The 26,536-nt window shown below is 71.3% G+C and carries 23 protein-coding genes, 1 tRNA gene and 2 pseudogenes; 10 read left to right on the top strand and 16 right to left on the bottom strand.

Annotated elements, in window-relative coordinates:
• The first annotated feature begins 5 nt into the window (after nucleotides 1-5).
• Nucleotides 6-506, top strand: a complete 501-nt coding sequence (locus E8M80_RS07600) for a hydrogenase maturation protease (RefSeq protein WP_170979261.1) — start codon at nucleotides 6-8, stop codon at nucleotides 504-506.
• On the opposite strand, the gene hypE is transcribed toward E8M80_RS07600, so the two are convergent.
• From hypE to E8M80_RS07630, 6 genes are all read right to left on the bottom strand, one after another.
• Nucleotides 475-1,509, bottom strand: a complete 1,035-nt coding sequence (gene hypE / locus E8M80_RS07605; RefSeq protein WP_305012232.1) for a hydrogenase expression/formation protein HypE — start codon at nucleotides 1,507-1,509, stop codon at nucleotides 475-477. The two genes, E8M80_RS07600 and hypE, sit on opposite strands and share 32 nt — an antisense overlap.
• Complete coding sequence (gene hypD / locus E8M80_RS07610; protein WP_137125085.1) at nucleotides 1,506-2,636, bottom strand: hydrogenase formation protein HypD; 1,131 nt, start codon at nucleotides 2,634-2,636, stop codon at nucleotides 1,506-1,508. The genes hypE and hypD overlap by 4 nt, the downstream gene beginning before the upstream one ends.
• Complete coding sequence (locus E8M80_RS07615; RefSeq protein WP_137125086.1) at nucleotides 2,633-2,905, bottom strand: HypC/HybG/HupF family hydrogenase formation chaperone; 273 nt, start codon at nucleotides 2,903-2,905, stop codon at nucleotides 2,633-2,635. Before E8M80_RS07615 ends, hypD begins: the two co-directional genes overlap by 4 nt.
• A gap of 14 nt (nucleotides 2,906-2,919) precedes the next feature.
• A complete protein-coding gene (hypF, locus tag E8M80_RS07620; RefSeq protein ID WP_137125087.1) occupies nucleotides 2,920-5,205 on the bottom strand; it encodes a carbamoyltransferase HypF in 2,286 nt (761 codons plus the stop codon).
• The gene (locus tag E8M80_RS07625) at nucleotides 5,202-6,536 is read right to left on the bottom strand and encodes an MFS transporter (protein WP_137125088.1); all 1,335 of its coding nucleotides are present in this window, start codon (nucleotides 6,534-6,536) and stop codon (nucleotides 5,202-5,204) included. The genes hypF and E8M80_RS07625 overlap by 4 nt, the downstream gene beginning before the upstream one ends.
• A gap of 73 nt (nucleotides 6,537-6,609) precedes the next feature.
• A complete protein-coding gene (locus tag E8M80_RS07630) occupies nucleotides 6,610-7,281 on the bottom strand; it encodes a glutathione S-transferase family protein (RefSeq protein ID WP_370287271.1) in 672 nt (223 codons plus the stop codon).
• Between the two features lie 172 nt (nucleotides 7,282-7,453).
• Here E8M80_RS07630 and E8M80_RS27110 point away from each other — a divergent pair.
• From E8M80_RS27110 to E8M80_RS07650, 4 genes and pseudogenes are all read left to right on the top strand, one after another.
• A pseudogene (locus E8M80_RS27110) lies at nucleotides 7,454-7,990 on the top strand (lysozyme); the annotation flags it as partial.
• A 675-nt stretch (nucleotides 7,991-8,665) separates the two neighbouring features.
• Nucleotides 8,666-8,836, top strand: a complete 171-nt coding sequence (locus E8M80_RS25840) for a hypothetical protein (RefSeq protein ID WP_170979262.1) — start codon at nucleotides 8,666-8,668, stop codon at nucleotides 8,834-8,836.
• Nucleotides 8,837-9,593: 757 nt separating this feature from the next.
• Entirely contained in the window at nucleotides 9,594-11,891 is a 2,298-nt protein-coding gene (locus tag E8M80_RS07645; protein WP_206035590.1) for an arylsulfatase, read from the top strand.
• 92 nt (nucleotides 11,892-11,983) lie between these two features.
• A complete protein-coding gene (locus tag E8M80_RS07650) occupies nucleotides 11,984-14,317 on the top strand; it encodes a cytochrome c3 family protein (RefSeq protein WP_170979263.1) in 2,334 nt (777 codons plus the stop codon).
• 231 nt (nucleotides 14,318-14,548) lie between these two features.
• Here the strand turns inward: E8M80_RS07650 and E8M80_RS07655 are convergent, their stop codons facing one another.
• A complete protein-coding gene (locus E8M80_RS07655) occupies nucleotides 14,549-15,331 on the bottom strand; it encodes a hypothetical protein (RefSeq protein WP_137125093.1) in 783 nt (260 codons plus the stop codon).
• Between the two features lie 305 nt (nucleotides 15,332-15,636).
• Here E8M80_RS07655 and E8M80_RS07660 point away from each other — a divergent pair, with 305 nt between their 5' ends.
• Nucleotides 15,637-18,192, top strand: coding sequence for an arylsulfatase (locus tag E8M80_RS07660; RefSeq protein WP_206035591.1), 2,556 nt, complete (start codon nucleotides 15,637-15,639; stop codon nucleotides 18,190-18,192).
• 969 nt (nucleotides 18,193-19,161) lie between these two features.
• The gene (locus E8M80_RS07665; protein WP_137125094.1) at nucleotides 19,162-19,371 is read left to right on the top strand and encodes a helix-turn-helix domain-containing protein; all 210 of its coding nucleotides are present in this window, start codon (nucleotides 19,162-19,164) and stop codon (nucleotides 19,369-19,371) included.
• 151 nt (nucleotides 19,372-19,522) lie between these two features.
• Here E8M80_RS07665 and E8M80_RS07670 read toward each other — a convergent pair whose 3' ends face one another.
• A complete protein-coding gene (locus E8M80_RS07670) occupies nucleotides 19,523-19,810 on the bottom strand; it encodes a hypothetical protein (protein ID WP_137125095.1) in 288 nt (95 codons plus the stop codon).
• Entirely contained in the window at nucleotides 19,791-20,711 is a 921-nt protein-coding gene (locus tag E8M80_RS27005) for a recombinase family protein (RefSeq protein WP_370287312.1), read from the bottom strand. Before E8M80_RS27005 ends, E8M80_RS07670 begins: the two co-directional genes overlap by 20 nt.
• On the opposite strand from E8M80_RS27005, the pseudogene E8M80_RS27010 reads away from it, so the two are divergent.
• A pseudogene (locus E8M80_RS27010) lies at nucleotides 20,610-20,930 on the top strand (zinc ribbon domain-containing protein); the annotation flags it as partial. The gene E8M80_RS27005 and the pseudogene E8M80_RS27010 sit on opposite strands and share 102 nt — an antisense overlap.
• A 632-nt stretch (nucleotides 20,931-21,562) precedes the next feature.
• Here the strand turns inward: E8M80_RS27010 and hisG are convergent.
• The 4 genes from hisG to E8M80_RS25855 all read right to left on the bottom strand — a co-directional run bounded on the left by hisG (nucleotide 21,563) and on the right by E8M80_RS25855 (nucleotide 24,395).
• On the bottom strand, nucleotides 21,563-22,270 hold the full coding sequence (gene hisG / locus E8M80_RS07680) for an ATP phosphoribosyltransferase (protein WP_137125097.1): 708 nt from the start codon (nucleotides 22,268-22,270) through the stop codon (nucleotides 21,563-21,565).
• Nucleotides 22,271-22,320: 50 nt separating this feature from the next.
• Nucleotides 22,321-23,580, bottom strand: coding sequence for a UDP-N-acetylglucosamine 1-carboxyvinyltransferase (murA, locus tag E8M80_RS07685; protein WP_137125098.1), 1,260 nt, complete (start codon nucleotides 23,578-23,580; stop codon nucleotides 22,321-22,323).
• A 3-nt stretch (nucleotides 23,581-23,583) separates the two neighbouring features.
• Complete coding sequence (gene dcd, locus E8M80_RS07690) at nucleotides 23,584-24,138, bottom strand: dCTP deaminase (protein ID WP_137125099.1); 555 nt, start codon at nucleotides 24,136-24,138, stop codon at nucleotides 23,584-23,586.
• Between the two features lie 86 nt (nucleotides 24,139-24,224).
• Entirely contained in the window at nucleotides 24,225-24,395 is a 171-nt protein-coding gene (locus E8M80_RS25855) for a hypothetical protein (RefSeq protein WP_170979264.1), read from the bottom strand.
• 101 nt (nucleotides 24,396-24,496) lie between these two features.
• Here E8M80_RS25855 and E8M80_RS07695 point away from each other — a divergent pair.
• Nucleotides 24,497-24,571: transfer RNA gene (locus E8M80_RS07695), tRNA-Thr, on the top strand.
• A 73-nt stretch (nucleotides 24,572-24,644) separates the two neighbouring features.
• A complete protein-coding gene (locus E8M80_RS07700; protein ID WP_170979265.1) occupies nucleotides 24,645-25,403 on the top strand; it encodes a class I SAM-dependent methyltransferase in 759 nt (252 codons plus the stop codon).
• Between the two features lie 11 nt (nucleotides 25,404-25,414).
• Here E8M80_RS07700 and E8M80_RS25860 read toward each other — a convergent pair whose 3' ends face one another.
• From E8M80_RS25860 to E8M80_RS07710, 3 genes are read right to left on the bottom strand one after another with little or no spacing between them, the layout of a single operon-like run.
• Complete coding sequence (locus E8M80_RS25860) at nucleotides 25,415-25,603, bottom strand: hypothetical protein (protein ID WP_170979253.1); 189 nt, start codon at nucleotides 25,601-25,603, stop codon at nucleotides 25,415-25,417.
• A complete protein-coding gene (locus E8M80_RS07705; RefSeq protein WP_137125101.1) occupies nucleotides 25,530-25,781 on the bottom strand; it encodes a hypothetical protein in 252 nt (83 codons plus the stop codon). The genes E8M80_RS25860 and E8M80_RS07705 overlap by 74 nt, the downstream gene beginning before the upstream one ends.
• Nucleotides 25,778-26,449: a structural protein gene (locus tag E8M80_RS07710; protein ID WP_170979266.1), complete on the bottom strand. Its 672-nt coding sequence runs from the start codon at nucleotides 26,447-26,449 to the stop codon at nucleotides 25,778-25,780. The genes E8M80_RS07705 and E8M80_RS07710 overlap by 4 nt, the downstream gene beginning before the upstream one ends.
• Nucleotides 26,450-26,536: the final 87 nt, after the last annotated feature.

The raw sequence follows: 26,536 nt of genomic DNA on the forward strand, positions 1-26,536 counted from the left end.
CCGCCATGCGCGTCCTGGTCGCCGGCGTCGGCAATCCGCTGCGCGGCGATGACGGTTTCGGCGTGCTGGCCGCCCGCCGGCTGCGTGAGGATCCGCGCTGCCCGCCCGGCGCAGTAGTGATGGAGACCGGCATCGGCGGCATCCACATGGTGCAGGAACTGATGCGCGGCTACGACGCGCTGATCCTGTTCGACGCGGTGGATCGCGGCCGCGCTGCGGGCGAGGTGGCGCTGCTGGAACCGGTGCTGCCCGACACGTCCGGGATGAGCGACACCGAACGCCGCGACTATTTCTGCGACATGCACTACGCGACGCCGGTCCGTGCCCTGACCCTGGCGCGCGAGATCAAGGCGCTGCCGCCGCTCGTCCGGATCGTGGCTTGCCAGCCGCACGACGCGGAACGCTATGGGATCGGCATGCATGAGAGCGTGGCCGCGGCGATCGCGCCGGCGGTGGAACTCGCGCTCGAACAGCTCAGCAGATTCGCGGCAGCTGCTCGCCCGTGAGCATGTCCACGATGCGCCGCCCGCCGAACGCGGTGTCCATCACCACGCGGCCCGGCCGCTCCGCCGCGCAGGCGCCGATGATCGCGGCCTCCTGCCCGAGCGGGTGCGCGCGCAGCGCGGCCAGCGCGGCCTCGGCCCGGTCGGGCGGGACCACCACGACCATGCGACCTTCATTCGCCAGGTAGAGCGGGTCGAGGCCGAGGATCTCGCAGACGCCACGCACCTCGTCGCGCACCGGGATGGCCGTCTCGGTGACCGCGATGCCGATGCGCGACGCCTCCGCCGCCTCGTTCAGCACGGTGGCGAGGCCGCCGCGCGTGGCGTCGCGGATGAAGCGCGTTCCGGGCACGGCATCGAGCAGCGCGGCGACAAGGCCATCGAGCGGCGCACAGTCGCTTTGCAGCGTCGTCTCCAGCGCCAGGTCGCCGCGCGCGGCCAGGATCGCGGCACCATGGTCGCCAAGCGGGCCGCTGACCAGCACGGCATCGCCGGGCCGGCAGGCCGCGACCGACAGCGCGACACCCTTGCGGACCACCCCGACGCCGGCGGTGTTGACGAAGATGCGGTCGCAGGCGCCGTGCGGGACGACCTTGGTGTCGCCGGTGACGATGCGTACGCCGGCCTCGCGCGCCGCCGAGGCCATGGACTGCGCGATCCGGCGCAGCAGCGCGATCTCCAATCCCTCCTCCAGGATCACCGAGCAGGAAAGCTGCAGCGGCACCGCCCCCGCGGTGGCCAGGTCGTTCACCGTCCCGCAGACCGCCAGTCTGCCGATGTCGCCACCCGGAAAGACCAGCGGCGTCACCACGTAGGAATCGCTGGTGAAGGCGAGCCGATCGCCACGCGCGGCAAGCTCCGCGAGCGGGGTGCAGGCCGCGTCCTCGCGCGCGCCGTCGCCGTCGAAGGCGCCGAGGAACACGTCGTCGATCAGCGCCTTCATGGCGCCGCCGCCGCCGCCATGGGCAAGCGTGATGGTGGTGTTGGGCTGGCGCGGCCGATTCACGCGGAGGCGGGTTCGCGCGCCAGCGCGCCGTAGCGGTGATAGGCGGCGCAGGAACCCTCGGAGGAGACCATCAGCGCGCCGAGCGGCGTCGCCGGCGTGCAGGCGGTGCCGAAGACGCGGCAGTCACGCGGACGGATGCGGCCCGTCAGCACATCGCCGCACTGGCAGGCCTCGGGGTCGGCGACGCGCAGGTTCGGCAGCAGGAAGCGCTTCTCGGCGTCCCACGCCGCAAACGCCTCGCGCAGCCGCACGCCGGAATGCGGGATGCTGCCGAGGCCACGCCATTCGAAGAATTCGCGCAGCTCGAAGACGCGGCCGACGGCGTCCTGGGCGGCACGGCTGCCGGCATCGCGCGCGACACGGGCGTACTGGTTCTCGATCTCCGCGCGCCCTTCGCGCATCTGCTTGAGCACCATCCAGAGCGATTGCAGCACGTCCAGCGGTTCGAAGCCAGAGACCACGAGCGGGCGCGCATAGCGTTCCGCGACGAATCGATAGGGCTCGGTGCCGATCACCATGCTGACATGGCCGGGACCGAGGAAGCCGTCTATCCGCAGGTCAGGCTCGTCGAGCAGCGCCTGGATCGTCGGGATGATGGTGATGTGGTTGCAGAACAGGGCGAAGTTCCTGATGCCATCGCGTTCCGCCTGCAGCACCGTCAGCGCCGTGGAGGGCATGGTGGTCTCGAAGCCGAGGCCGAAGAACACCACGATCCGCTCGGGCTCCGCCCGGGCCATCGCCAGCGCGTCCATCGGCGAATAGACGGTCCGCACGTCGAGCCCGCGCGCCTTCGCCTCCATCAGGCTGCCGCGCGCGCCCGGCACGCGCAGCGCGTCCCCGAAGGTGGCGAGCGTCACGCCGGGCATCTCTGCCAGCGCGATGCAGTCGTCCACGCGCCCCATCGGCAGCACGCAGACCGGGCAGCCCGGGCCGTGGATCAGCTCGATCGAAGGCGGCAGCATGCCCTCGATACCGAAGCGGAAGATCGCATGGGTGTGGCCGCCGCAGATTTCCATGATGGAAATCGGGCGGCCGCGCGCGGCGGAAACCTCGGCGGCCAGCGCCTCGATCTCGCGCAGCAGCGACCTCGCCAAGACGGGGTCGCGGAACTCGTCCACGAACTTCATCGCGGCGGCGCCCAGGCGGCGAGGTCTTCCTCCTCGCCGAGCGCGGCGAGCATCGCTAGCGTCGCCTTCGCCTCGGCCTCGTCGATGCGGCTCATCGCGAAGCCGACATGGATCAGCACCCAGTCGCCGATGCAGGATTCGGGCGTTGCGCCGTCATCCAGGATGCAGGCGAGGCCGACCTTGCGCCGGACCCCCGCGACATCCGCAATGGCGATCGCGTTCGCGCTGTCCACGATCTCGACGATCCGGCCGGGCACCCCGAGGCACATGCGTTCCGCTCTCCCTAACTCGCCAAGCGCGCCGCGACGATCACCGCTTGCCCGAATGCCAGTCCGCCATCATTCGCCGGCACAAGCGAATGCGTCAGGACGCGGCGTCCCCGCGCCCGGAAACCTGCTTCCAGCCAGCGATGCAGCACCGCGTTCTGCAGACAGCCGCCCGAGAGCGCGACGCTTCCCGCCTGCGGCGCGACCGCCAAGCCGAGCTCAACGATAGCAGTCGCCAATCCGCGGTGGAACCGTGATGCGACCAGGGCCGGTGCCGTGCCGCGCGCCAGATCCGCCAGCAGCGCCGCCCACATCGGCGCAGGATCCAGCGCGGGAATATCGCCCGCCGCGCCGATCGCGAAGGGATAGGGGGAAGCGACGTCGCGCCGCGCGGCGATCTCCTCGAGCCGCATGGCCGCCTCGCCCTCGTGCCCGACGCGGTCGAAGCCGATCCCGAGCGCCGCCGCCACCGCGTCGAACAGCCGTCCGCAGGACGATGCGGGTGGCGCATTGACGCCATGGCGGATCATTGCGGCGAGGCTCGCGACCGGCTTGCCGCGAAGCCGCGCGACGATGGGCAGGCCGCCATGCCGCGCCACGACCTCCGCCCAGCCGAAGGCGCAGTCAAGCTGGGCGAAGAGGTTGCGCCAGGGCTCGCGCGCCGCGGCATCGCCGCCCGGCAATGCGGTCGGCAGCAGCGTGCCGACGCGCCGCGCGGCGCGATAGTCGCAGAGCAACAGCTCGTTGCCCCAGAGCGCGCCGTCCTCGCCGAGGCCGAGTCCGTCCAGCACGACACCGAGCACGGGCGGCGCGTCGCGCGGCGCGCCATTCTCCGCCAGGCAGGCCGCGACATGCGCGTGGTGGTGCTGCACGGGATGCAGCGTCGCGCCCTGCCGCGCCGCGATCTCGCGGCCCAGCGCCGCCGCGACGTAGCCGGGATGCAGGTCCACCGCGACATGCGCCGCGCGGTGCCGGAACAGCCCGGCATAGTGATCGAGCGCCGCGGCGAAGTCATCGCTCGTCGCCACCTCGTCGAGGTCGCCGATATGGTGCGACAGAACCGCCTCGCCCTCCCGCAGCAGGCAGAAGGTCGCCTTCTGCTGGCCGCCTGTCGCGAGGATCGGCGGCGCGGGCGCGAAGCCCGGCGGCAGCGCCATCGGCGCTGGTGCGTAGCCGCGCGCCCGGCGCAGCAGGCGGGTCCGCCCGCCGAGGACCCGCGCGACGGAATCGTCCATGCGCGAGGCGATCGGCCTGTTATGCGACAGGAAACCGTCCGCGATGCCGGCCAGGCGCGTGCGCGCGTCCGCGTCGTCGGTCTCCGGCGGTGCGTCGGAAAGATTGCCACTGGTCATCACCAGCGCCGTCGCGAAGGGCGCGAGCAGCAGGCGATGCAACGGCGTCGTCGGCAGCATGACGCCGAGCGTGTCGAGCCCCGGCGCCACCCCCTCCGGCACGCGGCGCGCGCGCAGCAGCACGATCGGCGCTTCGGGCGAGGCGAGCAGCTTCGCCTCGGCGGCCGAGACATGGCAAAGCGCGCGCACGGCATCGAGGTCGCGCGCCATCAGCGCGAAGGGTTTCGTTCGTCGCCGCTTGCGCGCGCGCAGCGTGGCGACCGCCGCCCCGTCCTCGGCGTCGCAGGCCAGCTGGTAGCCGCCGATGCCCTTGAGCGCGAGGATGCCGCCGCCGGCGATCAGCGCGATGGCGGCTTCCAGCGCCGCCTCGCCCTCCAACGCTCCGAAGTGCAGCCGCGGGCCGCAGCCGGGACAGGCGATCGCTTCGGCGTGGAAGCGCCGGTCCGCCGGCGATCCGAATTCAACTGTGCAGGTCGTGCAGAGCGGGAAGCGCGCCATCGTGGTGCGCGCGCGGTCGAAGGGTAGGCATTCGAGGATCGTGAAGCGTGGCCCGCAGTGCGTGCACGTGGTGAAGGGGTAGCGGTGGCGCCGCGCGGCAGGGTCGTCGATCTCCGCGGCGCAGGCGTCGCAGGTCGCGGCATCGGGCGCGGCGGCGGTGCGCGCCGCGCCGGCGCCGCTGCCGAGAATCGCGAAGCCGTTCGCACCGGACGACCCGGCCCAGGCGGACACCTCGATCGCCGCGACGCGCGCGAGCGGCGGCGGCGCGGCGCGCAGCCGCGCGACCAGCGCCTGCAGCGCGCGCGGCGGGCCGGCGGCGTGGATCAGCACCCCCTCGGCATCGTTGCGGACGTCGCCGTCGAGGCCGAGCGCGGTCGCGGCCTGCCACACGGCCGGCCGGAAGCCGACGCCCTGCACGACGCCGCGCACGCGCACGCTGATCGCCCGGGTCATGACGCCGGGCGCGGCCAGCGCGGATGCTCGCGATCGATGACGATGGCATGGCGGTGCCGGAAGCGCCCGGGTCCGCTCGGCACCACCTCGCCGTGGCGATGCGGATGCTCGGGCGACAGCCCTTCGTGCTCGTGCTCGATCTCCGCCGCGTCGTCCGATGGCCAGAACGCGGCCGCCAGCCCAACGCCGAGCGCGGCCAGCGCGGCCATCGTCGCGAAGGTCGCGGCGATCCCCGCCGAGGCGCCGAGCCAGCCGGCCAGCGGATAGGTCAGCAGCCAACAGGCGTGGCTCAGCGCGAATTGCGCGCCGAACAGCGCGGGCCGGTCGCCCGCCTCGGCCGAGCGGCGCAGTAGCCGCCCGGCCGGCGTCAGCACCAGCCCGTTGCCGAGCCCGAGCCAGGCCCAGAGGACAAGCATCGCGCCCCAGCCCTGCACCATCAGCCCCGCCGTCATGCCGAGCGCCAGCACGCCCGCGCCGGCCAGCATCACCGCCCGGTCCGACACGCGCTCCAGCACGCGCGGCAGCGTCAGCGCCGCCAGCATCGAGCCGCCGCCATAGGCCGCGAGCGTCAGCGCCAGCGCGCGATCGTCGAGCCCGAAGCCACCACGAACGATCACCACGGTGTTCACGATCACCATCGCGCCCGCCGCCGCCACGGACAGGTTCAGCGCAAGCAGCCCGCGCAGCCGCGGCGTGGCGAGGTAGATGCGCGAGCCCCGCGTGATCCGCGCCCAGGCGCCCTCGGACAGGTCGGGCGGGCGCGGCGAGGGAAGCACCACCGAGGCCACCAGCACGGCCGAGGCGAGGAAGCCCAAAACGGTGAAGCCGAACAGCCAGGAGAACCCCAGCACGCCGAGGAGCGCGGCGGCGACCATCGGGCTGGCCAGGCTTTCGAGATCGTAGGCGAGTCGGGCGAGCGACAGCGCGCGCGTGTATTCGGCCTCGTCCGGTAGCACGTCCGGGATGGTGGCCTGGAAGGTCGGTGTGAAGGCCGCGGAGCCGGTCTGCAGCAGGGCGATCAGCACATAGACCTGCCAGATCTCGGTCACGAAAGGCAGCATCACGACCACCGCTGCGCGGATCAGGTCGAGCGCGACGAGCAGGCGGCGACGGGGCAGCAGATGCGCGAAGGCGCCGGCGACGGGGGCGACGCCCACATAGCAGATCATTTTGATGGCAAGCGCGGTGCCGAGCACGAGGCCCGCATCGGTGCCGGCCAGTTCGAACGCCAGCAGGCCGAGCGCGACCGTCGCCAGCCCGGTGCCGAGCAGCGACAGCACCTGCGCCGCGAACAGGTGCCGATAGACCGGATTGGACAGCGGCGCGAACATTCTGGCGTTTCGTTCCTCCCGGGTCGAGCCTAGCGCGGCGGTGCGCCGCTCCGCCACCGTGGGATCGGCGCCCTCAGGTCAGCGTCACGCCGACCCAGCGCAGGAACCCGGGGCGCGCATGCAGCGCCTCGTACCAGCGGCGGAGCGCCGGGAAATTGGGCCGGCCGTCCACCTCCACCGCGAACCAGCGATGCACGAGCGTGCCGAGCACGATGTCGGCCAGGCTGAAGCCGGCCCCCTCGACGAAGGGACCGCCCGCCGCGAGCCGTGCGTCCAGGATGCGCCAGCAGCCGGCGGAGGCGGCGACGGAGGCGTGGATCGCGGCCCAGTCCTGTTGCGCCGGCGGGGTGCGAACCAGGCCCCAGAACATCACGCGTTCCGCCGGGCTCAGGGTCGAAAGCTGCCAGTCCATCCAGCGGTCCACGCTGGCGCGCGCCGCCGGGTCCTCCGGATACAGCGCGCGGCCGGCCGCGCCGCCATGGCGCATCGCGAGGTAGCGCAGGATCGCGTTGGTCTCCCAAAGCACATAGTCCCCGTCCTCCAGGACGGGGATCTTGCCGTTCGGGTTCAGCGCGCGGAAATCGGGGTCATTCACCCGGCCGAACTGCAGGCCGGCGTCGATGCGCTCATAGGGCAGCGCCAGGTCCTCAAGTAGCCACAGCACCTTCTGCACATTCGGCGAATTAATGCGCCCCCAAAGCTTCAACATGCGTCCCCCCGGCCGCCGCGGTTCACCGGGAAGCATAGGCTGCGGCGCCAGCCTGAAGAACACCTCTGTCGAGTTGCGCGGTCATTGCCTGTCCAGGCCCGCAGAACGCAGCCGCATTGCCGACCACGCTCACCGGCGACAGGGCCATCGCCGACGCCAGCAGCGGTGAGAGCGGTATCCCGAAGCGGGTACCCGTACCGCGCGGCCGGGGCAGCGCATCACCGCTGTCGAGGCAGAACGGCTACTGCTGGAGGACCTGGCGCCAGTCGAGGCGGCGATCGCGCGCAGCATCACCGTCCCGCTCACCGACGGCCAGCACGGCGCGCTAGTATCGTTCGCGTTCAACATCGGCCACGGCACGGCGACGGGGAAGCCGCTCGCCAACATCGCCGCGACGCTGAACCGCGGCGACTATGACGGCGCGCTTCGGCGTATGGGGCTCTACGTGAAGCAGCGACGCAATGGGCGGCTGGTCATCGTGCCGGGCCTGGTGAACCGCCGCGCCGCCGAGGCGGGGCTCTGGGCGCGGGGCGAATTCGTCGCCAGCCGGTACGTCGCGCCGGCCGCGTTGCCAACGGACGGCGCGGAGGCAGCGAAGCTGGGTGGCTATGCCGCGGCGGCGGCGACCGCGGCGCCTGCGCTCCAGGCGCTCGCGGGCGTGCCGGTGTGGATCGGCGTGGCGCTGGTGCTGGCTGTCGCTGTCATCGCCGTCGCCCTGCTGATGCGGCGGGAGCGTACGGCATGATCGCGGCGGCCTGGGCGCGCGTGCAGGGCTGGCTCGCACTCGCGGGTGCGGCACTAGCCGCGCTCGGCGCCGCGTATCTGGCGGGGCGTCGCGACGATTTCTGATGGACCCTGTCCGCGAGTGACGGAGTTCCCCGCGGAGGTGCAACGGCAGGCGGCGGTGGAGCTCAGCACCTCGCCGGCACTCACACGCATGATGGACGCAATGACAGCCGATCGCGCATTCAATCGGGCTATCTGTCGGTGAGGTTCATCGCGCCGACCGTGCCCGGCGCTCCAGGCGGGTGTGCCGAGCGGCGGCAGGCACGGTCGGACGCTGATGGTACGGCCTGCCCTATGCCGGCCGGCCTGGTGAGTACCACCACCGCCCTCGATCCGCCCCACGGTGCGGCGTCTCCGACGGTCCCCGCGCTTTCGGGTCCGGGTCCCCAACGCCATAAACGCTAACCAAAGCACATCGCAGCGGAAATCTCCGCTGAGAAGATCGATCGGTCCGATGAGAGAGAGACCGCACGAAGCAGGGGTTGCGGCATCCAGCGACATCATCACGACGAACGCTTGGCATCTGTCACGGGAATGGAACCACACAGCGTGAAGGCGCCAGCCTTGGTTGCCCTCACGACAGCGTGCCCTCTAAGAATCGTTCAGCTACTACCTCGGTGACTAGGCCGACATCATGGGGTTCACCTGGTCGGCCAAGGTCGGCGGTGGCATCGAGATCGATGTAGGCTGCCAGGAGTTCGGCGCCGTCGGACTCAAGTTGTCCCGCATCCGGCTGGTCGCGCGCTACTTCATCGGCGACAACAACATCACCGGCACATCGGTTGGTCTTGGCTTCAGCTTCTGAGCACCCCGCGCAGCGCGGCTGGAGACACGCTCACGTCCAGGCCAGACCGCTTCTGCAGGAAAGCGTCGCTGGCTAGTGGCGACCGGCCCGATCGACCGGACCGCCGCGATTGGCCGGCGTGCCGGGGCGGACGCCAGCGCCGGGAGCGCCCGCGCCGACCCCAGGCGCAACGCCGACGCCCGGCGCCCCTACGCCAACCCCCGGCCTAACGCCAACACCCGGAGCGCCGACTCCCGGCGCTGGCCGCAGCACCACACCTGGCCGGACGACGCAGCCCGCGGGGACGCCGATGTATGTGCAGTAGACGGTCGCTTGAGCGGCGCCGCCGGCGACTCCTGCGGCGGCAATGACCAGAATCGCACCGAAAGCAGCGCCCAACTTCATCACGGTCACTCCGAATAGTGAGGCGCCACCTTTGGCACCATGCAGAAGGTAACTCTCTCGACTGACGCGGCGCGAGCGCCATGATCCAGATCAACGCACCATCTGTGCGCGCTCGGCCTCGCTAAAATTCGCGGTCCCAACTTGCGCAACGCAGGGGCGATGCGTGACGGACCGCCGCCGTCGGGGCTATTGTGGCTGAGATTGGCAACGCGCGTCGTCGAGGAAACCAAGGCCCATGCGATTTCCCACCCTGTGTGCTCTCACGGCGCTGTTATCGGCCTTCTTGCCGAGCACAGGGGCGGTTGCTCAGCAGATCCGCGGCACGCCCGGCGCGCCGAACGCGGTGGAGTTTCCCAACTCCCGCGTCCTCCCCGTGCCGCCAGGACGCTTCGAAGGCACCATCGCCCCCTCCGCACGGGAGAGCACGCCCGCTTGGCCGCCCACGCTCGGCGCGCCGGAGAACGCGCCCAACGTGCTGGTGATCCTGACCGACGATGTCGGCTTCGGCGCACCCTCCACCTTCGGTGGCATCATCGAGACGCCGGCGCTGGAGCGCGTGGCGCAGGCCGGACTGCGCTACACGCAGTTCCACACCACCGCGCTCTGCTCGCCGACGCGCGCCTCCCTGCTCACGGGGCGCAACCCGCATTCGGTCGGCTTCGGCGTGATCTCGGAGCTGTCGACCGGCTTCCCCGGCTACAACGCCATCATCGGCGCGGACACGGCGACCGTCGCCGAGACGCTGCGGCAGAACGGCTACGCCACCTCCTGGTTCGGCAAGAACCACAACGTGCCGCCCTGGGAAGCCAGCCCGACAGGCCCTTTCACGCGCTGGCCGCAGGGCATGGGCTTCGACTTCTTCTACGGCTTCGTCGGCGGTGACACGAGCAGCTGGCAGCCGGGCAACCTGTTCCGCAACACGACGCGCATCCACCCCTTCCTCGGGCGGCCGGGCTGGAACCTCTCGACCGCCATGGCGGACGAGGCGATCGCCCACATCCGCACGCAGCAGGAATCGGCGCCGGGTCGCCCCTGGTTCATCCACTACGCCCCGATCGGCACGCATGCGCCGCACCACCCGCCGCCGGAGTGGATCGAACGCTTCCGCGGCCGCTTCGACATGGGCTGGGAAGCGCTGCGTGAGCGAATCTTCGAGAACCAGCGCCGCCTGGGCGTGCTGCCGCCCAACGCGGTGCTGACGCCCTGGCCGGAGCAACTGCCGCGCTGGGCCAGCCTTTCGGCCGATGAGCGCCGCCTCTTCATCCGCCAGGTCGAGGTCTATGCCGCCTTCCTGGCCTATACCGACCACGAGATCGGCCGCGTCATCCAGGCGATCGAGGATGCCGGGCAGATCGACAACACGCTGATCATCTACATCAGTGGCGACAACGGAGCCTCAAGCGAGGGCCAGCTGCGCGGCACGCCGAACGAGGTCGCCTACTTCAACGGCATCGAGACGCCGGTCGCGGCGCAGCTTCCCCTGATGGACGCCTGGGGAACCGACCGTACCTACAACCACATGGCGGCCGGCTGGGCCTGGGCCTTCACGACGCCCTATCGCTGGGTGAAGCAGGTTGGCTCGCATTTCGGCGGGACGCGCAACGGCATGGCGATCTCCTGGCCGCGCCGCATCGCCGACCGCGGCGGTATCCGCCACCAGTTCCACCACGTGATCGACGTGGTGCCGACCATCCTCGAGGCGATCGGCATCCCGGAACCGAACACGGTCAACGGCGTGCCGCAGCGCCCGATCGAGGGCGTCAGCATGGCCTATACCTTCGATGCGGCGAACGCGCAGGCGCCCACGCGCCGGCGCACGCAACACTTCGAGATGTTCGGCCATCGCGGCATCTACCATGATGGTTGGTTCGCCAACACGACGCCGCCGAACCCGCCCTGGGACAGCGCGGGCCAGCCGCCGGCGGATGTGGTGAACGGCTATCGCTGGGAGCTCTACAACCTCGCGGAAGACCCGACGCAGTCGCGCGACCTCGCGGCGCAGCATCCCGAACGGCTGCGCGACATGCAGCAGTTGTTCCTGGTGGAGGCGACGCGCTTCGGCGTACTGCCGATGGCCAACTCGACCCTCGACCGGCTCCTGGTGCAGCGACCTGGCTTCTCGGCCGGCCGCACGGAGTTCATCTATCGCGGCTTGGGCATTGGCCTGACGTCGGACAGTTCGCCGCCGATCCTCAATCGCGCGTATCGCGTCACGGCGGAGATCGAGGTTCCCGCCGGTGGGGCGAACGGCATGCTGGCCACGCAGGGTGGCCGCTTCGGCGGCTACGGCTTCTACCTGCGGGAGGGCCGGCCGGTCTGGACCTGGAACTTCCTCGACATCGAACGGGTGAAGTGGGAGGGGACGGAGGCGCTGCCCCCCGGCCGGCACAGCATCGTCTTCGAATGGCGGCCCGATGCGGCGGGCCCACCGGTCGGGCGCGGCGGCGTCGGCACGCTCTCGGTCAACGGGCGCAGCGTGGCCGAACGCCGGATGGAGCGGACCATCCCCTTCTACATGCAGTGGGACGAGCCCTTCGATGTCGGGCAGGACACCGGCACGCCGGTCGATGACCGCGACTACCAGGTGCCATTCCGGTTCACCGGCACGCTGCGCAGCGTGCAGTTCAACCTCGGCGCCAGCACCCTGCCGCAGGCCGCGGCGCGGAATTGAAGAGCTTCTCGTCACCGCACGGCCCCGCATGGGAACATGCGGGGCCGTGATCGTTTCCGATGCCATGCCCAATGAAGGCTGACCCGCGACCGATGCTCTGGCGCGGAGCCGCGCTCGTCGTGCTGGTCGCGCTGCCTTTCGTGATTGCCGCGCTGCTGGTCGCCCCCCCCGCACCACGCGCGGCTGAGCGCGCGCGCCAGGGCTTCGTCGGTTCTGCCACCTGCGCCTCCTGCCACGCCGCGGAAACCACCGCCTGGCGGGACAGCGACCACGCCCGCGCCATGGCCGCCGCGGCGCCCGCGACTGTGCTCGGCGATTTCTCGGGCGTCACCGTCACTGACGGCCGCCACACAGCCACCTTCCGGCGGGAGGACGGCCGCTACGTCATCCGCACAGACGGGCCCGATGGCGCGGTCGCGGACTTCACCATCACCGAGACCTTCGGCGTCGATCCGCTGCAGCAGTATCTGGTGCTGTTTCCCGATGGCCGCCGCCAGGCACTGCCCTGGGCCTGGGACAGCCGCCCACGGGAAGCGGGCGGCCAGCGTTGGTACCACCTGATGGCCGACGAGCCGCTGCCTGCGGGCGACCCGCTGCACTGGACCGGACGCGAGCAGACCTGGAACTTCATGTGCGCCTCCTGCCACTCGACGGGGCTGGTGCGCGGCTACGACGCGACGACGGACCGCTACGCCACGACCTGGACCGAGATCAGCGTCGGGTGCGAGAGCTGCCATGGGCCAGGTGCCGCGCATGTCGCCTGGGCACGCGCCGCCGCGCGCGGCGAGGACCCGCATCGCGGCCTTTCCGTCTGGATGCGCGACCGTTCGGGCGGCGCCTGGCGCTTCGCGGCGGACGACCCGCGCGGCATCGCGCGCTGGGAAGGTCCGCCGCGCCAATCCACCGCCGCGCAGGTCGAGACCTGCGCCCCCTGCCATGCGCGGGCCCGCCCGCTGGTCGCGGACCCGCTGCCCGGCGCCCGCTTCCTCGACACGCACGCGCCGATGCTGCTCGAACGCGGCGAATACCACGCCGACGGCCAGATCCAGGGCGAGGTCTTCGAATGGGGATCCTTCGCGCAGTCCCGCATGAGCCGCGCCGGCGTCGTCTGCGCGGACTGCCACGACCCGCATAGGGGCACGCTGCGTGCGGAGGGCAACGCGGTCTGCGCGCAATGCCACCTGCCCGCGCGCTTCGATACGGCCGAGCACCACCGCCACCCGGCGGGCACGCCGGGCGCGCAATGCGTGTCCTGCCACATGCCCGCCGTGACCTACATGGGCGTGGACCGGCGGCGGGATCATGCCTTCAGTGTCCCGCGCCCCGACGTGGCGGCGCAGATCGCCGCGCCGGACACCTGCACGTCCTGCCACACGGACCGTCCGCAATCCTGGGCGGCGCGGCAGATCGTGCAATGGTTCGGGCCGCGGCGGCGCGACGAACCGCACCCCGCGCTGGCCATATCCGCAGGACGAAACGGGCAGGCCGACGCGGATGCGCTGCTGGCCGCGGTCGCGACGAACCGCGCGCATGCCCCCATCCTGCGCGCGACCGCCGTCTCGCTGCTGCCCATGCCGCCATCGCAGGCAACGGCGCAGGCGATCGGCGCGACGCTGCTGGACCCCGACCCGCTGGTGCGCGCGGCGGCGCTGCGCACCCTCGACGGGCTGCACCCGCGCAACCGCCTGCATGCCGCGCGCTTCCTGGCGGACGAGACGCGGCTCGTGCGCATCGAGGCGGCGCGTGCGCTCGCCCCCGTGCCACTTGATGCGCTGCCGGAGGCCGCGCGCCCTGCCTTCGTGCGGGCATGGGAGGAGTTGCTGGCCAGCGAGCGCGTCGCCGCCGAACGTCCCGAGGCGCATGTGAACATCGCTGGCATGCTCGCCGCGCGCGGCGACATGGCCGGCGCCGAGGCCGCCTATCGCGATGCGCTCGCGCGCGATGGGGCGCATCTCGGGGCGCTGGTGAATCTCGCGGATTTCGAGGCGCGGCGCGGGCGGCACGATGCAGCCGAGGCGGCGCTGCGCCGCGCCGTCACCGCGCACCCGCGGGAGGCCGAGGCGCAGCACGCGCTGGCGCTGGCGCTCGCGCGCCAGGGCAGGACGGCCGATGCGCTACCGCCGCTCGCCGAGGCGGCCCGGCTGCGGCCCGGGGAACCGCGCTACGCCTATGTCCAGGCGATCGCGCTGAACCAGCTGCGGCGGACGGAGGAAGCGGTCGGCGTGCTGCGTGCGAACATCGCGCGCCACCCACGCCACCGTGACAGCCTGATAGCTTTGGCGACCATCGAGCGGGACCGGTCGAACTTCGTCGAGGCGGAACGCCTGGCTGCCGAGGCCGCCGCGATCAACCCCACCGATCGCGAGGCAGCCGCCCTGCTCGTGCAGCTCCGCTCGCTGCGCCAGCGCATGCCCGGGTTGCGCTAGGTAGCTGCGGTTGCCAACACCGCCGTTCGGACTGCGCGGCACTCGCAGGACGGCGCCCCCACGCGGGCCTGTAGGCTTGCGCTGACGAAGTGCCTGCGTCCGCAGGCTGCGCAGTGCGAGCTGCCAACACACCGCCACGACGGTCGCGCTTGTGGCGGAGCGGGCGGAGTATCGTGCCTTGCCGGTGCTGCTTCAACCGGGGACGCGAAAGGCAGCCCCGGCCCGACGGCGTCAGAAACGCCAGCTCGCGCCGATGATCGGGCCACCCATGTCGAGCGCGACGTTGTTGCTGCCCTTGTCGTAGTCGATGTGTATCCAGCGGAAGCCGGCCGAGACGCTGATGCTCTCGGTCACCTGGTAGTCGACGGTCCCGAAGGCCTGCCAGGTGAATTCAGACCCGACGCCGAAGCCGCCGATGTCGCCATAGGCGGTCACCGAGAAGCGATCGCTGAGGCGCAGCACGCCGCGCGCGCTGATGACCGGGTCCACCCAGCTGGTCGATGCGTTCTGGGTCCGCCCCGGCAGGCGGCCGGCGTCGAGCGTGAGCTCGGTGTCGAACCACCAGCCGCGTATGCCGCCGCCGAGCTCGATCCGCCCGGCCGATCCATCCGCCACGGTGTAGAGGCCGATGGCGGAGACCTCGACGGACTGGGTGCGCGCGCTGCCGCCGCTGTAGGCACCCAGGCCCGGCACGGGCACGCCCTGCTGGAGGTTGAGGTACATGATGTCGGTGACGATGCTGAAATTGCCGCGCCGTGCTTCCGCGAGGCCCATGTAGGAGAACTTCATCGTCCCGAAGATGTCGCCAAAATCGGCGGTGAAGCTCTCGCCGCCATGCGGCCCGGTCACCTCACCGCCCAAACCCGAGAACCACACATAGGGGGAGAGCGTGAAGGTCCACGCATCACTGGGCGGCGGGGTGCCCTGCGCCGCGGCGGGGTTCGCGATCAGCGCGAGGCCCGCAAGCGCGCTGGCCATGGCGCCCTTCGTTCCGATGCGAATCTTCGTCGTCATTCTGGACCCTTTTCCATTCTCGTCGCGCGGCCCGGATGAAGCCGGCCGGCAGACCTGTCCCGACCCCGCCGGCGCGGCGCGAAGGCCCGACGCGAGGATGCCGCGCGCCCCGCCACCGAGCTCTAGGCCGGAGCCTGCCGTTGCCAGGCGAAGTCGTCCATCATGCGAATGGAGGATGGTTCATGCGCAGGCCGCTCGCGTTGATCCACGTCAATGCCGCGCCCTGTCACGGGCAGCAAAATCCTGAATAAGCTGATGATTCGTGCCGTGGCGGGAACGATCCGCGCAGACTGGGGAAACAGGTCATGACGCTCGGATCTTCGGGGAAGCCTCGTTCGCAGGCCGGGGCGATTCGTCACCCGGCACGCGGCGACGGGATGCGGGAGCGGCGGGCTGCCACGACCCTGCGCCCGAGGCTGCCGCGCGCATCCGCGACGCGCCTCGCGGGCACGCTCGCGCTCATGCTCGGGCTGTGGTCGATGCAGCCCGCGGTCGCGCAGGAGCTGCGCGGCACGCCGGGCTCCGCCACCGCGGTCGAATTCCCCAATGCGCGCATCCTGCCGCAGCCGCCCGCGCCCTTCGCCGGCACCATCAGCCCCGCGGCGCGCGACAGCACGCCGGCCTGGCCACCGACGCTCGGCGCGCCCGAGGGCGCCCCCAATGTCCTGCTGATCATCACCGACGATGTCGGCTTCGGCGCGCCCTCGACCTTCGGCGGCGTCATCCCGACACCGACGCTGGATGGCGTGGCGGCGTCAGGGCTGCGCTACACGCAGTTCCACACCACGGCGCTGTGTTCACCGACGCGGGCTTCGCTGCTGACCGGACGCAACCCGCATTCGGTCGGCTTCGGCGCGGTCGCGGAGCTCTCGACCGGCTTTCCCGGCTACAACGCGATCATCGGCGCCGACACCGCGACCATCGCGCAGACGCTGCGCCAGAACGGCTATTCCACCGCCTGGTACGGCAAGAACCACAATACGCCGCCCTGGGAGATCAACCCCGCCGGGCCGTTCGACCGCTGGCCCACGGGCCTCGGCTTCGATGTCTTCTACGGCTTCATGGGCGGCGAGACGAACCAGTGGGAGCCGGGCAACCTCTATCGCAACACGACCCGCATCCTGCCGCATGAGGGACGGCCTGGCTGGAACCTCACCACCGCCATGGCCGACGAGGCCATTGCGCGCATCCGCGAGCTGCACGAGGTCGCGCCAGGCCGCCCCTGGTTCATCCACTACGCGCCGGGCGGCGCGCATGCGCCCCACCATCCGACGCCCGAATGGATCGCGCGCTTCCGTGGCCAGTTCGACGAAGGTTGGGAGGTGATCCGCGAGCGCATCTTCGCGAACCAGCAGCGGCGCGGCGTGCTGCCGCCCAATGCCGCGCTGCCGCCCTGGCCGGACACGCTGCCGCGCTGGTCGAGCCTCTCGGCCGATCAGCGGCGGCTCTACGCACGGCAGGCGGAGGTCTTCGCCGCCTACCTCGCCTATACCGACCACGAGGTCGGCCGCGTCATCCAGGCGGTGCGCGATGCCGGGCAGATCGACAACACGCTGGTCATCTACATAAGCGGCGACAATGGCGGCAGCGCTGAAGGCCAGGTGCACGGCACGCCGAACGAGTTCGCCTTCTTCAACGGCGTCGAGATCCCGGTGGAGCGGCAGCTGCCCTTCATCGACGGCTGGGGCGGGGAGCGGACCTATCCGAACCTAGCGGTCGGTTGGACCTGGGCCTTTGGTACGCCCTACCAGTGGACGAAGCAGGTCGCGTCCCATTTCGGCGGCACGCGCAACGGCATGGCGATCTCCTGGCCGCGGCGCATCACGGACCGTGGCGGCATCCGCCACCAGTTCCACCACGTGATCGACATCGCGCCGACGATCCTGGAGGCGATCGGCATCCCCGAGCCGCGCGTCGTGAACGGCGTGGCGCAGCGCCCGATCGAGGGCGTCGGCTTGGCCTACACCTTTGACGCCGCGAACGCCGGGGCGCGGTCGCGCCGCCGCACTCAGCATTTCGAGATGCTCGCCCATCGCGGCATCTATCATGACGGCTGGTATGCCAACACGACGCCGCCCACGCTCCCGTGGCAAACCACGGGCCATCCGCCCGAGGACGTCGTCAACGGCTACACCTGGGAACTCTACAATCTCGAGCAGGATCCGACGCAGAGCCGCAATCTCGCGGCGCAGTTCCCCGACCGGCTGCGCGACCTGCAGCAGCGCTTCCTGATCGAGGCGGCGCGCTACCAGGTCCTGCCGCTCGACAATTCGAGCCTGTCGCGGCTTATCACGCAGCGGCCGGGGCCTTCGGCCGGGCGGCGGGAATTCGTCTATCGCGGCACGGGAACCAGCCTCCAGGCCAGCGTGGCGCCGTCGCTGCTGAACCGGTCGTATCGGCTGGTGGCGGAAATCGAGGTACCGGCGGGTGGTGCGAACGGCGTGATCGCGACGCATGGCGGGCGCTTCGCGGGCTGGGGCTTCTACCTGCTCGATGGCCGACCGGTCTTCACCTGGAACCTGCTCGACATGGAGCGCGTGCGGTGGGCGGCGCCGCAGGCCCTGCTGCCAGGGCGCCACACGATCACCTTCGAATTCCAGCCCGAGGCCGCCGGGCCGCCAGTCGGTCGCGGCGGCACCGGCACTCTGTCGGTCAACGGCCAGGTGGTGGCGCGGCAGGCCATGACGCGGACGCTGCCCTTCGCGGTCCAGAGCGACGAGACCTTCGATGTGGGCCTGGATACGGGGTCTTCGGTCGGCGACCGTGATTATCGGACGCCCTTCGCCTTCACCGGGCGCCTTGAAAGCCTGGCGGTGACGCTTGGCGAGTCCACCCTGCCGCGGGCTGCGGTGCGCGACTGATCAGCATTCCCGACAAGGAGGGTCTTGCAGCACAAACGGTAGTGGGCAGCAGCCTCACCTCTGTCGGTGCTGTCACTGACCTCTAGCTTGGCCCTCATCACGCGCGCTAGATCTCCGTCGTTGGGCCGGCAGCGACGGTTCGAATCCGGGTGCACTCCCTCCGCCAGTTCCATTTCGAATCGCCCTCTCTCCCGATCGCAGCGACGCCGTGAGGCGCAGCTTTCCTGCGGTTTTCAGCGCGGGGCTGTTGACCGGAGGGAGCGCGGCACGCCGGAAATCCGCTCTCCGACGACCCACCCTGATCCATCAAGGTAGGACGCCCGCCACTGGCCGGGCTTTACTCCGCCCGCAGCAGCATCACGCCGCCGCTCCAATGGCCGACTTTCTCTCCGCCGTTCACACACGGGAAAAACCCACATCGCCACAGCGCTTGGCGTCCAGGCGGTCGAGCACCTGCGCAAGCGGGTAACGACAGCTTCCGCTTCAGGAACAGCTCCGCAACCCAGGCCCATCGCGAAAGGAAGCCACAGCCCACCTGACGGGATCCGAAAATCCCGCATCCCCACAACCAGGGTCAGATCTTCGTGGCAACCCCGGGTCAGCTCTCGGCGACATTCAACAACCTTCACTTGCATCGGGCGACGAACACCCTCGGCGACTCGGCAATCACGACCTGCAGGGCAGTCAAGCAGTAACTGCACGGACTGCCCCGAAGACGACGACTCGAGCGGCCCGCTGCAAGTCGTGACGTCAGGGTCGGCGCATGGCCGACCGTCACCCTCCACGAGTCGCCGGTCCGCGGGACCGGGCGCCGTCAGACCAAGAACCGGGGCATTCCCCTGGGCCTGAGCCTGCGCGCACCGACGCCGCGAACCTGCTCCGCACGCTGACCCGCGCCCTGGCGCGGCAGGCGGCGCGGGACGCGTGGGCGAAGGCGGTCGGCCGCCACCCGAGTTCGGAGACCTTGTCATGACCAACTGGACCCCGCCCCGGCGGGACGCTGCCGCGCGTCCGCCCACCAGGTTGCTGACCGTCGCGCAGACGGCCGAGCGCCTCGCCGTCTGCGGCAAGACGGTGCGCCGCCTTGTCGCTTCGGGAGCGCTGCCGGCCCTGCGTGTGGGGCGCGCGGTGCGGATCTCGGAAGACGACCTGCGCGTCTACCTGGCGAGCAGCCGGTAGGGGCGGGCGGCATGTCCTCTCAAGTCCAAGTCATTCCACTGATCTGGCGGTCCTCGTGACTGCGTCGGATCGGTCTTTCACTACGTTATACGAGAGACGGAGTCACGTTTGTCCCGCCCGGGGCAGAACAGATATCAGGAATCCAGCTATGTCATCTTATGGCGACTTCGCCGCCGCAGCCGAGAATGGCACGTTCCCCACCCTGGCGGAACTGCTGGCGCGCATCCAGGCCGACAGCATCCTTTCGGAGTGCCAGCGCAAGGACTGGGCCTCGGCCCTGCGCTCGCTGGCCAAGGGCCTCGGCCAGCCGGTCGATGTCCTGCGCGCCGACCCGGTGGATCTGCGTCAGCGCCTGCGCGGCGTCACCCCGGCCATGGCGGGGTTCAAGCCCGGGCGCTGGCGGAACGTGCTCTCCCTGGTCACGGGTACCCTGGCGCATGCCGGCATCGTGGTGGTGGCGAACCGCCTCGACGTGGCGCCCTCGCCGGCATGGCAGGCCTGCCTCGCCCTGCTCGAGCCCGGCCAGGAACGGCACTTCCACGCCTGGCGGTTCGGCCGCTACTGCACCCCGCGCGGCATCGAGCCGGCCGCGGTCGACGCGGGCGTGGCGCCGGCACGCCGTCGCGGTTCAGCGCACGGACGATGGCGAGCGGGCTGGTGCCGACGACATAGGCCTCGTAGATGCGGCGGACCACGCGGGCCTGGTCGGGATCGACCTCGCGCAGGCCGCGCTCCGGCTCGCCGTCGGCGCCGAGGCGACGAACGACGCGGTAGCCGTAGGGTGGCCCGCCGATGGCGCGGCCCTGGCGGATGCGCCCCTCCTGCCCCCGCAGGGTCTTGGCCTTGAGGTCCTTCAGGTACAACTGTCCCATCGTGCCCTTGAGGCCGACATGGAGGTCGGAGACCTCGCCCTCGCTCAGGGTGACAATCCGGACCCGGCAAAACATCGCCGCCTTGTGGAACGCGGCAACGTGCTCGAGGTCACGGGAGAACCGGTCGAGGCTCTCGGCCAGGACGATGTCGACCTCTCCCGCCCGCATGGCGGCGAGCAGCGCCTGGTAGCCGGGGCGGAGCATGGTGGCGCCGGAGATGGCAGCGTCGGTGAAGGTCCCGACGATCTGCCAGCTCTCGCGGTCGGCGCGGACCGTGCACGCGGCCGCACCTGGTACGACATCACCCTGCGCGGCCGTCCAACCCGTGGCGACGGCATCCTGCGCAACCCGCTCTACACGGGTCGCCTGCAGTGGAACCGCTCCCACACGGTGGTCGACCCGGTGAGCGGGACCGAAGTGTGGCGGCCCAAGGCGGGGGAGGACTGGGTGGAGACGGCCGTGCCGCATCTGCGCATCGTCCCGGACGAGCTCTGGCAGGCGGCCCAGGCGCGCCTCGCCGCCGAGGCGGCGCCGCAGCCCGCGGTCGGGCACCACCTGTTCTGGCAGCGCCGCCGACCGCAGCACATGCTCACCGGCAAGGTCGTCTGCGGCTGCTGCGGCAGTGGGTTCTCCGTGTTCGGCAAGGACTACCTGGGCTGCCGCACTGCCCGGAACGGCGGCGCCTGCCGCAACGCCACCCGTGTGCGTCGGGCCGTGCTGGAGGACCGCGTGCTGCGGGCGCTCAGGACGCAGCTGATGCGGCCGGACCTGGTGGCGGAGTTCTGCGCGACCTTCATCGAGGAATGGAACCGCCTGGCGGCCGAGGCCTCCGCCGGCGCGGAAGCCCATCAGCGGGAGTTGCAGGCCGTCGAGCGCAAGATCGGGAACCTGGTCGACGCCATCGCCGACGGCCTCAAGGCGCCTGGCCTCCAGCAGAAGCTCGCGGAGCTCGAGGCGCGCCGGCGGGACGTGCAGGCGGCGCTCGATGCAGGACCGCCGATCGCTCCGCCGGCGCTGCACCCCAACCTGGCGCAGGCCTATGCCGAGAAGGTCGCCACCCTGCGCCACGCTCTTGAGGCCGAGGACGGCACCGAGGCGCTCGAAGAAGCCCGCGCATTGATCGACACCGTCGTCGTCTCGCCGCCCAACGATCCCGGCGATCCGCCCGGCATCGAACTCACCGGCAACCTCATCGCCATGCTCAAGGCCGGCGGGGCCGCCCTCCCACCGGAGGACCGCACCCTTGCCTCATGCCTCACCACCATGCTCGAGAGTTCGGTACAAGAAGATCCACGGGGGAGGTTCTCCTCCCCCGCCCTTCATCGCGCATCGCGTTCCGCCAATGCCGCCCGGAACCGCGCGATCCAGGCCCCGATCGCCTCCGGCCTCGTCTTCAGCGCCGTGCGGTTGACGACCAGGCGGGAGGTGACGTTCGCGATCACCTCGCCTTCGCGCAGCCCGTTCGCCTTCAGCGTCGAGCCGGTCTGCACCAGGTCCACGATCAGTTGCGCGAGCCCCATGGAGGGCGCCAGTTCCATCGCGCCATTCAGGTGCACGATATCGGCCTGCACGCCGCGCTGGGCGAAATGGCGCCGCGCGATGTTCGGATATTTGGTCGCGACCGTGACGCGTGACCAGCGCGACGGGTCGTCCGGCACGGCCGCGACCGGTTCGGCCACGCTGACGCGGCAGCGCCCGATGCCGAGGTCGAGCGGCGCGTAGATCTCGGGGTAGTCGAATTCCATCAGCACGTCGGCGCCGCAGATGCCGATCTGCGCCGCGCCGTGCGCGACGAAGGTCGCGACATCGAAGGACCGCACGCGGATCACGTCGAGCGCGGGGTCGTCGGTCGGGAAGCGCAGGCGGCGGCTGCTTTCGTCGGCGTAGTCCGCGGCCGGGACGATGCCGGCGCGGGCCAGCACGGGGCCGAGCTCCTCGAGGATGCGCCCCTTGGGCAGGGCCAGCACGATCGGGCCGGCATCCTCGGGCGTCGCGGGGGAGAGGGGCGTGGGAATCGGGTGGTCCATGGCAGAGCCTACACCAGCATCCCCGGAGTCGCTGCCTTCGCCATCCTGCGTCAGCCCGGCAAACGTTCGATGTCGGCGCCGACGCCGGCGAGCTTCGCCTCGACCCGCTCATAGCCGCGGTCGAGGTGGTAGACGCGGTTGACGATCGTCTCCCCCTCGGCCGCCAGGCCCGCGAGGATGAGGGAGACCGAGGCGCGCAGGTCGGTTGCCATGACCGGCGCGCCCGACAGGCGCGGCACCCCGCGCACGATGGCCGACGCCCCGTGGAAATTGATGCGCGCGCCCATGCGGCTGAGTTCCGGCACATGCATGAAGCGGTTCTCGAAGATCGTCTCGGTGATCATCGAGGCGCCCTCGGCCACGCACATCAGCGCCATGAACTGCGCCTGCATGTCGGTGGCGAAGCCGGGGAAGGGCTCGGTCATGACGTCGGCGCCGCGCAGGCCGTTGAGCCGCGCGACCTTGAGCCCGCCTTCGGCCTCCGCCACGTCGACGCCGGCCTCGCGCAGCGTGCGCACCACGGCGCCGAGGTGTTCGAGCCTTGCGCCGCTCAGCAGCACGGACCCGCCGGTGATGGCGGCGGCACAGGCATAGGTGCCGGCCTCGATGCGGTCGGGGATGATCGGGTGGGTCGCGGCGCCGAGGGCGGCCACGCCCTCCACGACCAGGCGGTCGGTGCCCAGCCCCTCGATCCGGGCGCCCATGCGCATCAGGCAGGCGGCGAGGTCGGTGATCTCGGGCTCGCGGGCCGCGTTGACGAGCTCGCTGGTGCCGCGGGCCAGTGCCGCGGCCATCAGGATGTTCTCGGTCGCACCCACCGAGACCTGCGGGAAGATGATGCGGGCGCCGGCGAGGCCGGCTGGCGCCTTGGCCTCGATGTAGCCGGCGGTGATCTCGATCTCGGCGCCCATCTGCTCGAGCGCCTTGAGGTGCAGGTCCACGGGTCGCGTGCCGATGGCGCAGCCGCCGGGGAGCGACACGCGGGCGCGCCCGAAGCGCGCGACCAGCGGCCCCAGCACGAGGACCGAGGCGCGCATCTTGCGCACCAGGTCGTAAGGCGCCTCGAGGTTCGTGGCGCCGCCCGACATGGTGATGGTGCGCGCGGCCTTGTCGCGCTCGACCGCGAGGCCGTGCTGCGCGAGCAGCCCGGCCATGGTCGTCACGTCCGCGAGGTCCGGCACGTTGGTCAGCGTCAGCGGCCCGTCGGTCAGGAGAGCGGATGCCATCAGCGGCAGGGCGGCGTTCTTGGCGCCGGAGACGGGGATGGTGCCGGTCAGTGGCCGGCCGCCGCGGATGCGGATGCGGTCCATGGCCTAGAGCCTCGGCAGCGCGACGCCGCGCTGGCCCATGTACTTGCCCTTCCGGTCCGCGTAGCTGACCTCCGGTGGCGATGCCCCCTGCAGAAACAGGAACTGGCAGACGCCCTCGTTCGCGTAGACCTTGGCGGGAAGGGGCGTCGTGTTGCTGATCTCGATGGTGACCTGGCCTTCCCATTCGGGCTCGAGCGGCGTGACGTTCACGATCAGCCCGCAGCGCGCATAGGTCGACTTGCCGAGGCAGATCACCAGCACGTCGCGCGGGATGCGGAAGTATTCGACCGTGTGGGTCAGCACGAAGGAATTGGGCGGGATGATGCAGACCGGCCCGCGGCGGGTGACGAAGCCGGACTCGCTGAACTGCTTCGGGTCGACCACGGCGTTGTCGACATTGGTGAAGATCTTGAACTCGTCCGCCGCTCGGGCGTCGTAGCCATAGGAGGACAGGCCGAAGGAGATCACGCCCTCGCGGCGCTGGGCCTCGACGAAGGGCTCGATCATGCCGTGTTCCGTCGCCATGCGGCGGATCCAGGTGTCGGGCATGATGGGCATGGGGTGTCGGCCTGGCCTCAGGGCTGGAGCGGCGGGCGGGCGGGGCGGCACGAGGCGGCGGCCCCGGGCGCCCCGGGGCGGCCGGATTAGCCCATGGGCTTTTCGGCGGCAACCTTCCGGGGGGGCTCAGGCTCCGCATCGCCGGCCTTCCGCGCGCGGGCCTGGGCCTTGCGGCGCTTCAGGTTCTCCCGCAGCGCCGCGGCCAGGCGGGCGGCGCGGTCCTCGGCGGGGGCGGGCTTGGGCGGGCGTTCAGCCATGGCGGGAGGGTGGCGGGGCCGGGCGGCACCCGCAAGCCCGCGCGAGAGGGTTGCGCGGGGCGGGCGCTCCGCCTAGAGAAGGCGCCGCCTCAGGGTCGGACGCTGTTGTAGCTCAGTGGTAGAGCACTCCCTTGGTAAGGGAGAGGTCGAGAGTTCAATCCTCTCCAACAGCACCATCCCCGCATTGCAGCCCGCCGCGCCGCCAGCCACACTCCCGGTTCTGTCCAAGCCGTGACCGGAGCGTACAGCATGACGCCGCGCGACCCCGGCACCGTTCCGCACGTGCCACTTCCCCAGTACTACCGAGACCCGCGCGACCGCGACGGTTTCGTCCGCGGCCTGTTCGACCATGGCGCCGCGTCCTACGACCGGATCAACGCGATCTTCTCCTTCGGGACGGGTGCGCGCTACCGCCGCGATGCGCTGCTGCGCGCCGGGCTCGCGCCGGGTCAGCGGCTGCTCGACGTTGCCATCGGCACCGGGCTGGTGGCGCGGGAGGCGCTGTCGATCCTGCGCGTGCCCTCCGACGTGCTCGGCCTCGACCTCAGTGCCGGCATGCTGAGCGAAGCCCGGCGCAACCTGCCCATCCCGCTGATCCAGGCGCGGGCGGAGGATCTGCCGCTCGACGGCGCGAGCGTTGATTTCGTCAGCATGGGCTATGCCCTGCGCCACGTGCCGGACCTCGAGCACACCTTCCGGGAGTATCTGCGCGTGCTCCGCCCCGGCGGCCGGATCCTTCTGCTCGAGATCGACGAGCCCAAGGGCCGCGCGGCGCAACGGTTGCTGCGCTTCTACCTCGCGCAAGTGGTGCCCGGCCTGTCGCGCTTCATCGGACGCGGCGCCGAGGCACGGCGGATGATGCGCTATTTCTGGGACACGATCGAAGCGTGCGTGCCGCCCGCCGCGATCGAGGGTGCGCTGGCCCGCGCTGGCTTCGAGGAGGTCGGCTGCGATATCCAGCTCGGCATCTTCCGCGCCTACCGCGCCCGGCGTCCGCCGGCGGGATAGCGCAGCACGCCTCACCAGCCGCAGAGCCGGCGCCCCGTGCGGTTGTGCGCGAGGATGGCCCGCGCGGTCGCCTCGGTCAGGCGGTCGGCATCGGCCACCAGCACCGGGCGCCAGGGTCCGCAGGCCTCAGCGCCGCCGCCAGTCCCGGTGCAGCTCGCCGTCAGCATCGCCAGAACGATCCAGATCGCGTTCCACGGCATCGCGCACCTCCCGCGCGCGGAGCGCGCGCGCCAGTCGTTCGGTTTCGGACAGGGACCGACCGTCGCGGCGGCCGGCGGCATAGGCCGTGAGCAATGCGGCCAGCACCGCGCCGGCCGCGGCGAGCCAGCCGCCCAGGCGCGAGCGCGCCGCGGCGAGCAGGGCGACGACCGCGCTCATGCCGGTCGCCGCGCGCGCTGCCAGATGAACCAGCCCGCCGCCGCAACGATGATCGCGGCCGCCAGCCAGGGCCCGAGCGCGCGGGCCAGGTCCGCCGCGCCGCCGAGATGCGGCGCGAGGCCCGCGAGCGCCTCGGCGGCCGCGACGCCGGTCACGCCCGCCGCCGCCGTGCCGGCCGCCGCCCTGGCGGTGCCGGTCCGCGCCGTGGCGGCGGTGCCCTCGGGCACGATGCCCGCGAGCCGCAACCCGGCGTCGATCCTGCGCCGGTCATACGGGTTGCCGCCGAGTTCGTGGTGGATGATCGCCTCGACCAGGGGGCGGAGGTCTTTGTAGCGATGCAGGTCGAGCGCCTCGCGCGGGTGGCGGCCCATGCGGCGCGCGACGGCGGCGATGTAGGCCTCGGTGTCGTTCTCCGCGCCCGGCGCCCAGCGCGAGACGATGCCGCGGATTGTCCGCAGCCCGTGCCGGTCCTGGTAGGTGGTCAGCAGCACCGCCAGCGCGCGGATGCCGTATTCATGCGACGTGAAGCGGGCGAAGCGCGCGCGCCCGCCGCCCGGCGGTGCGGGCTCGATCGGCGGCTCGGCCAGGCCCTGCCAGCGGTTGGCGGGGACATGGTCGATGTTGCCGGGATTGCGGTTGCGGTATCCGCGGGTCTGGCGGGGATCCATGGCGGCCTCCTGGGCTCGGGCGTGTCTGGGCGCTGGCCCCGGCGCGGCGGTCCGGGGCATGCTTGGCGCGTTGGCGGGATCGGGAGG

Source organism: Roseomonas sp. HF4 (genome assembly GCF_005222755.1).
Taxonomy (GTDB): Bacteria; Pseudomonadota; Alphaproteobacteria; order Acetobacterales; family Acetobacteraceae; genus Neoroseomonas.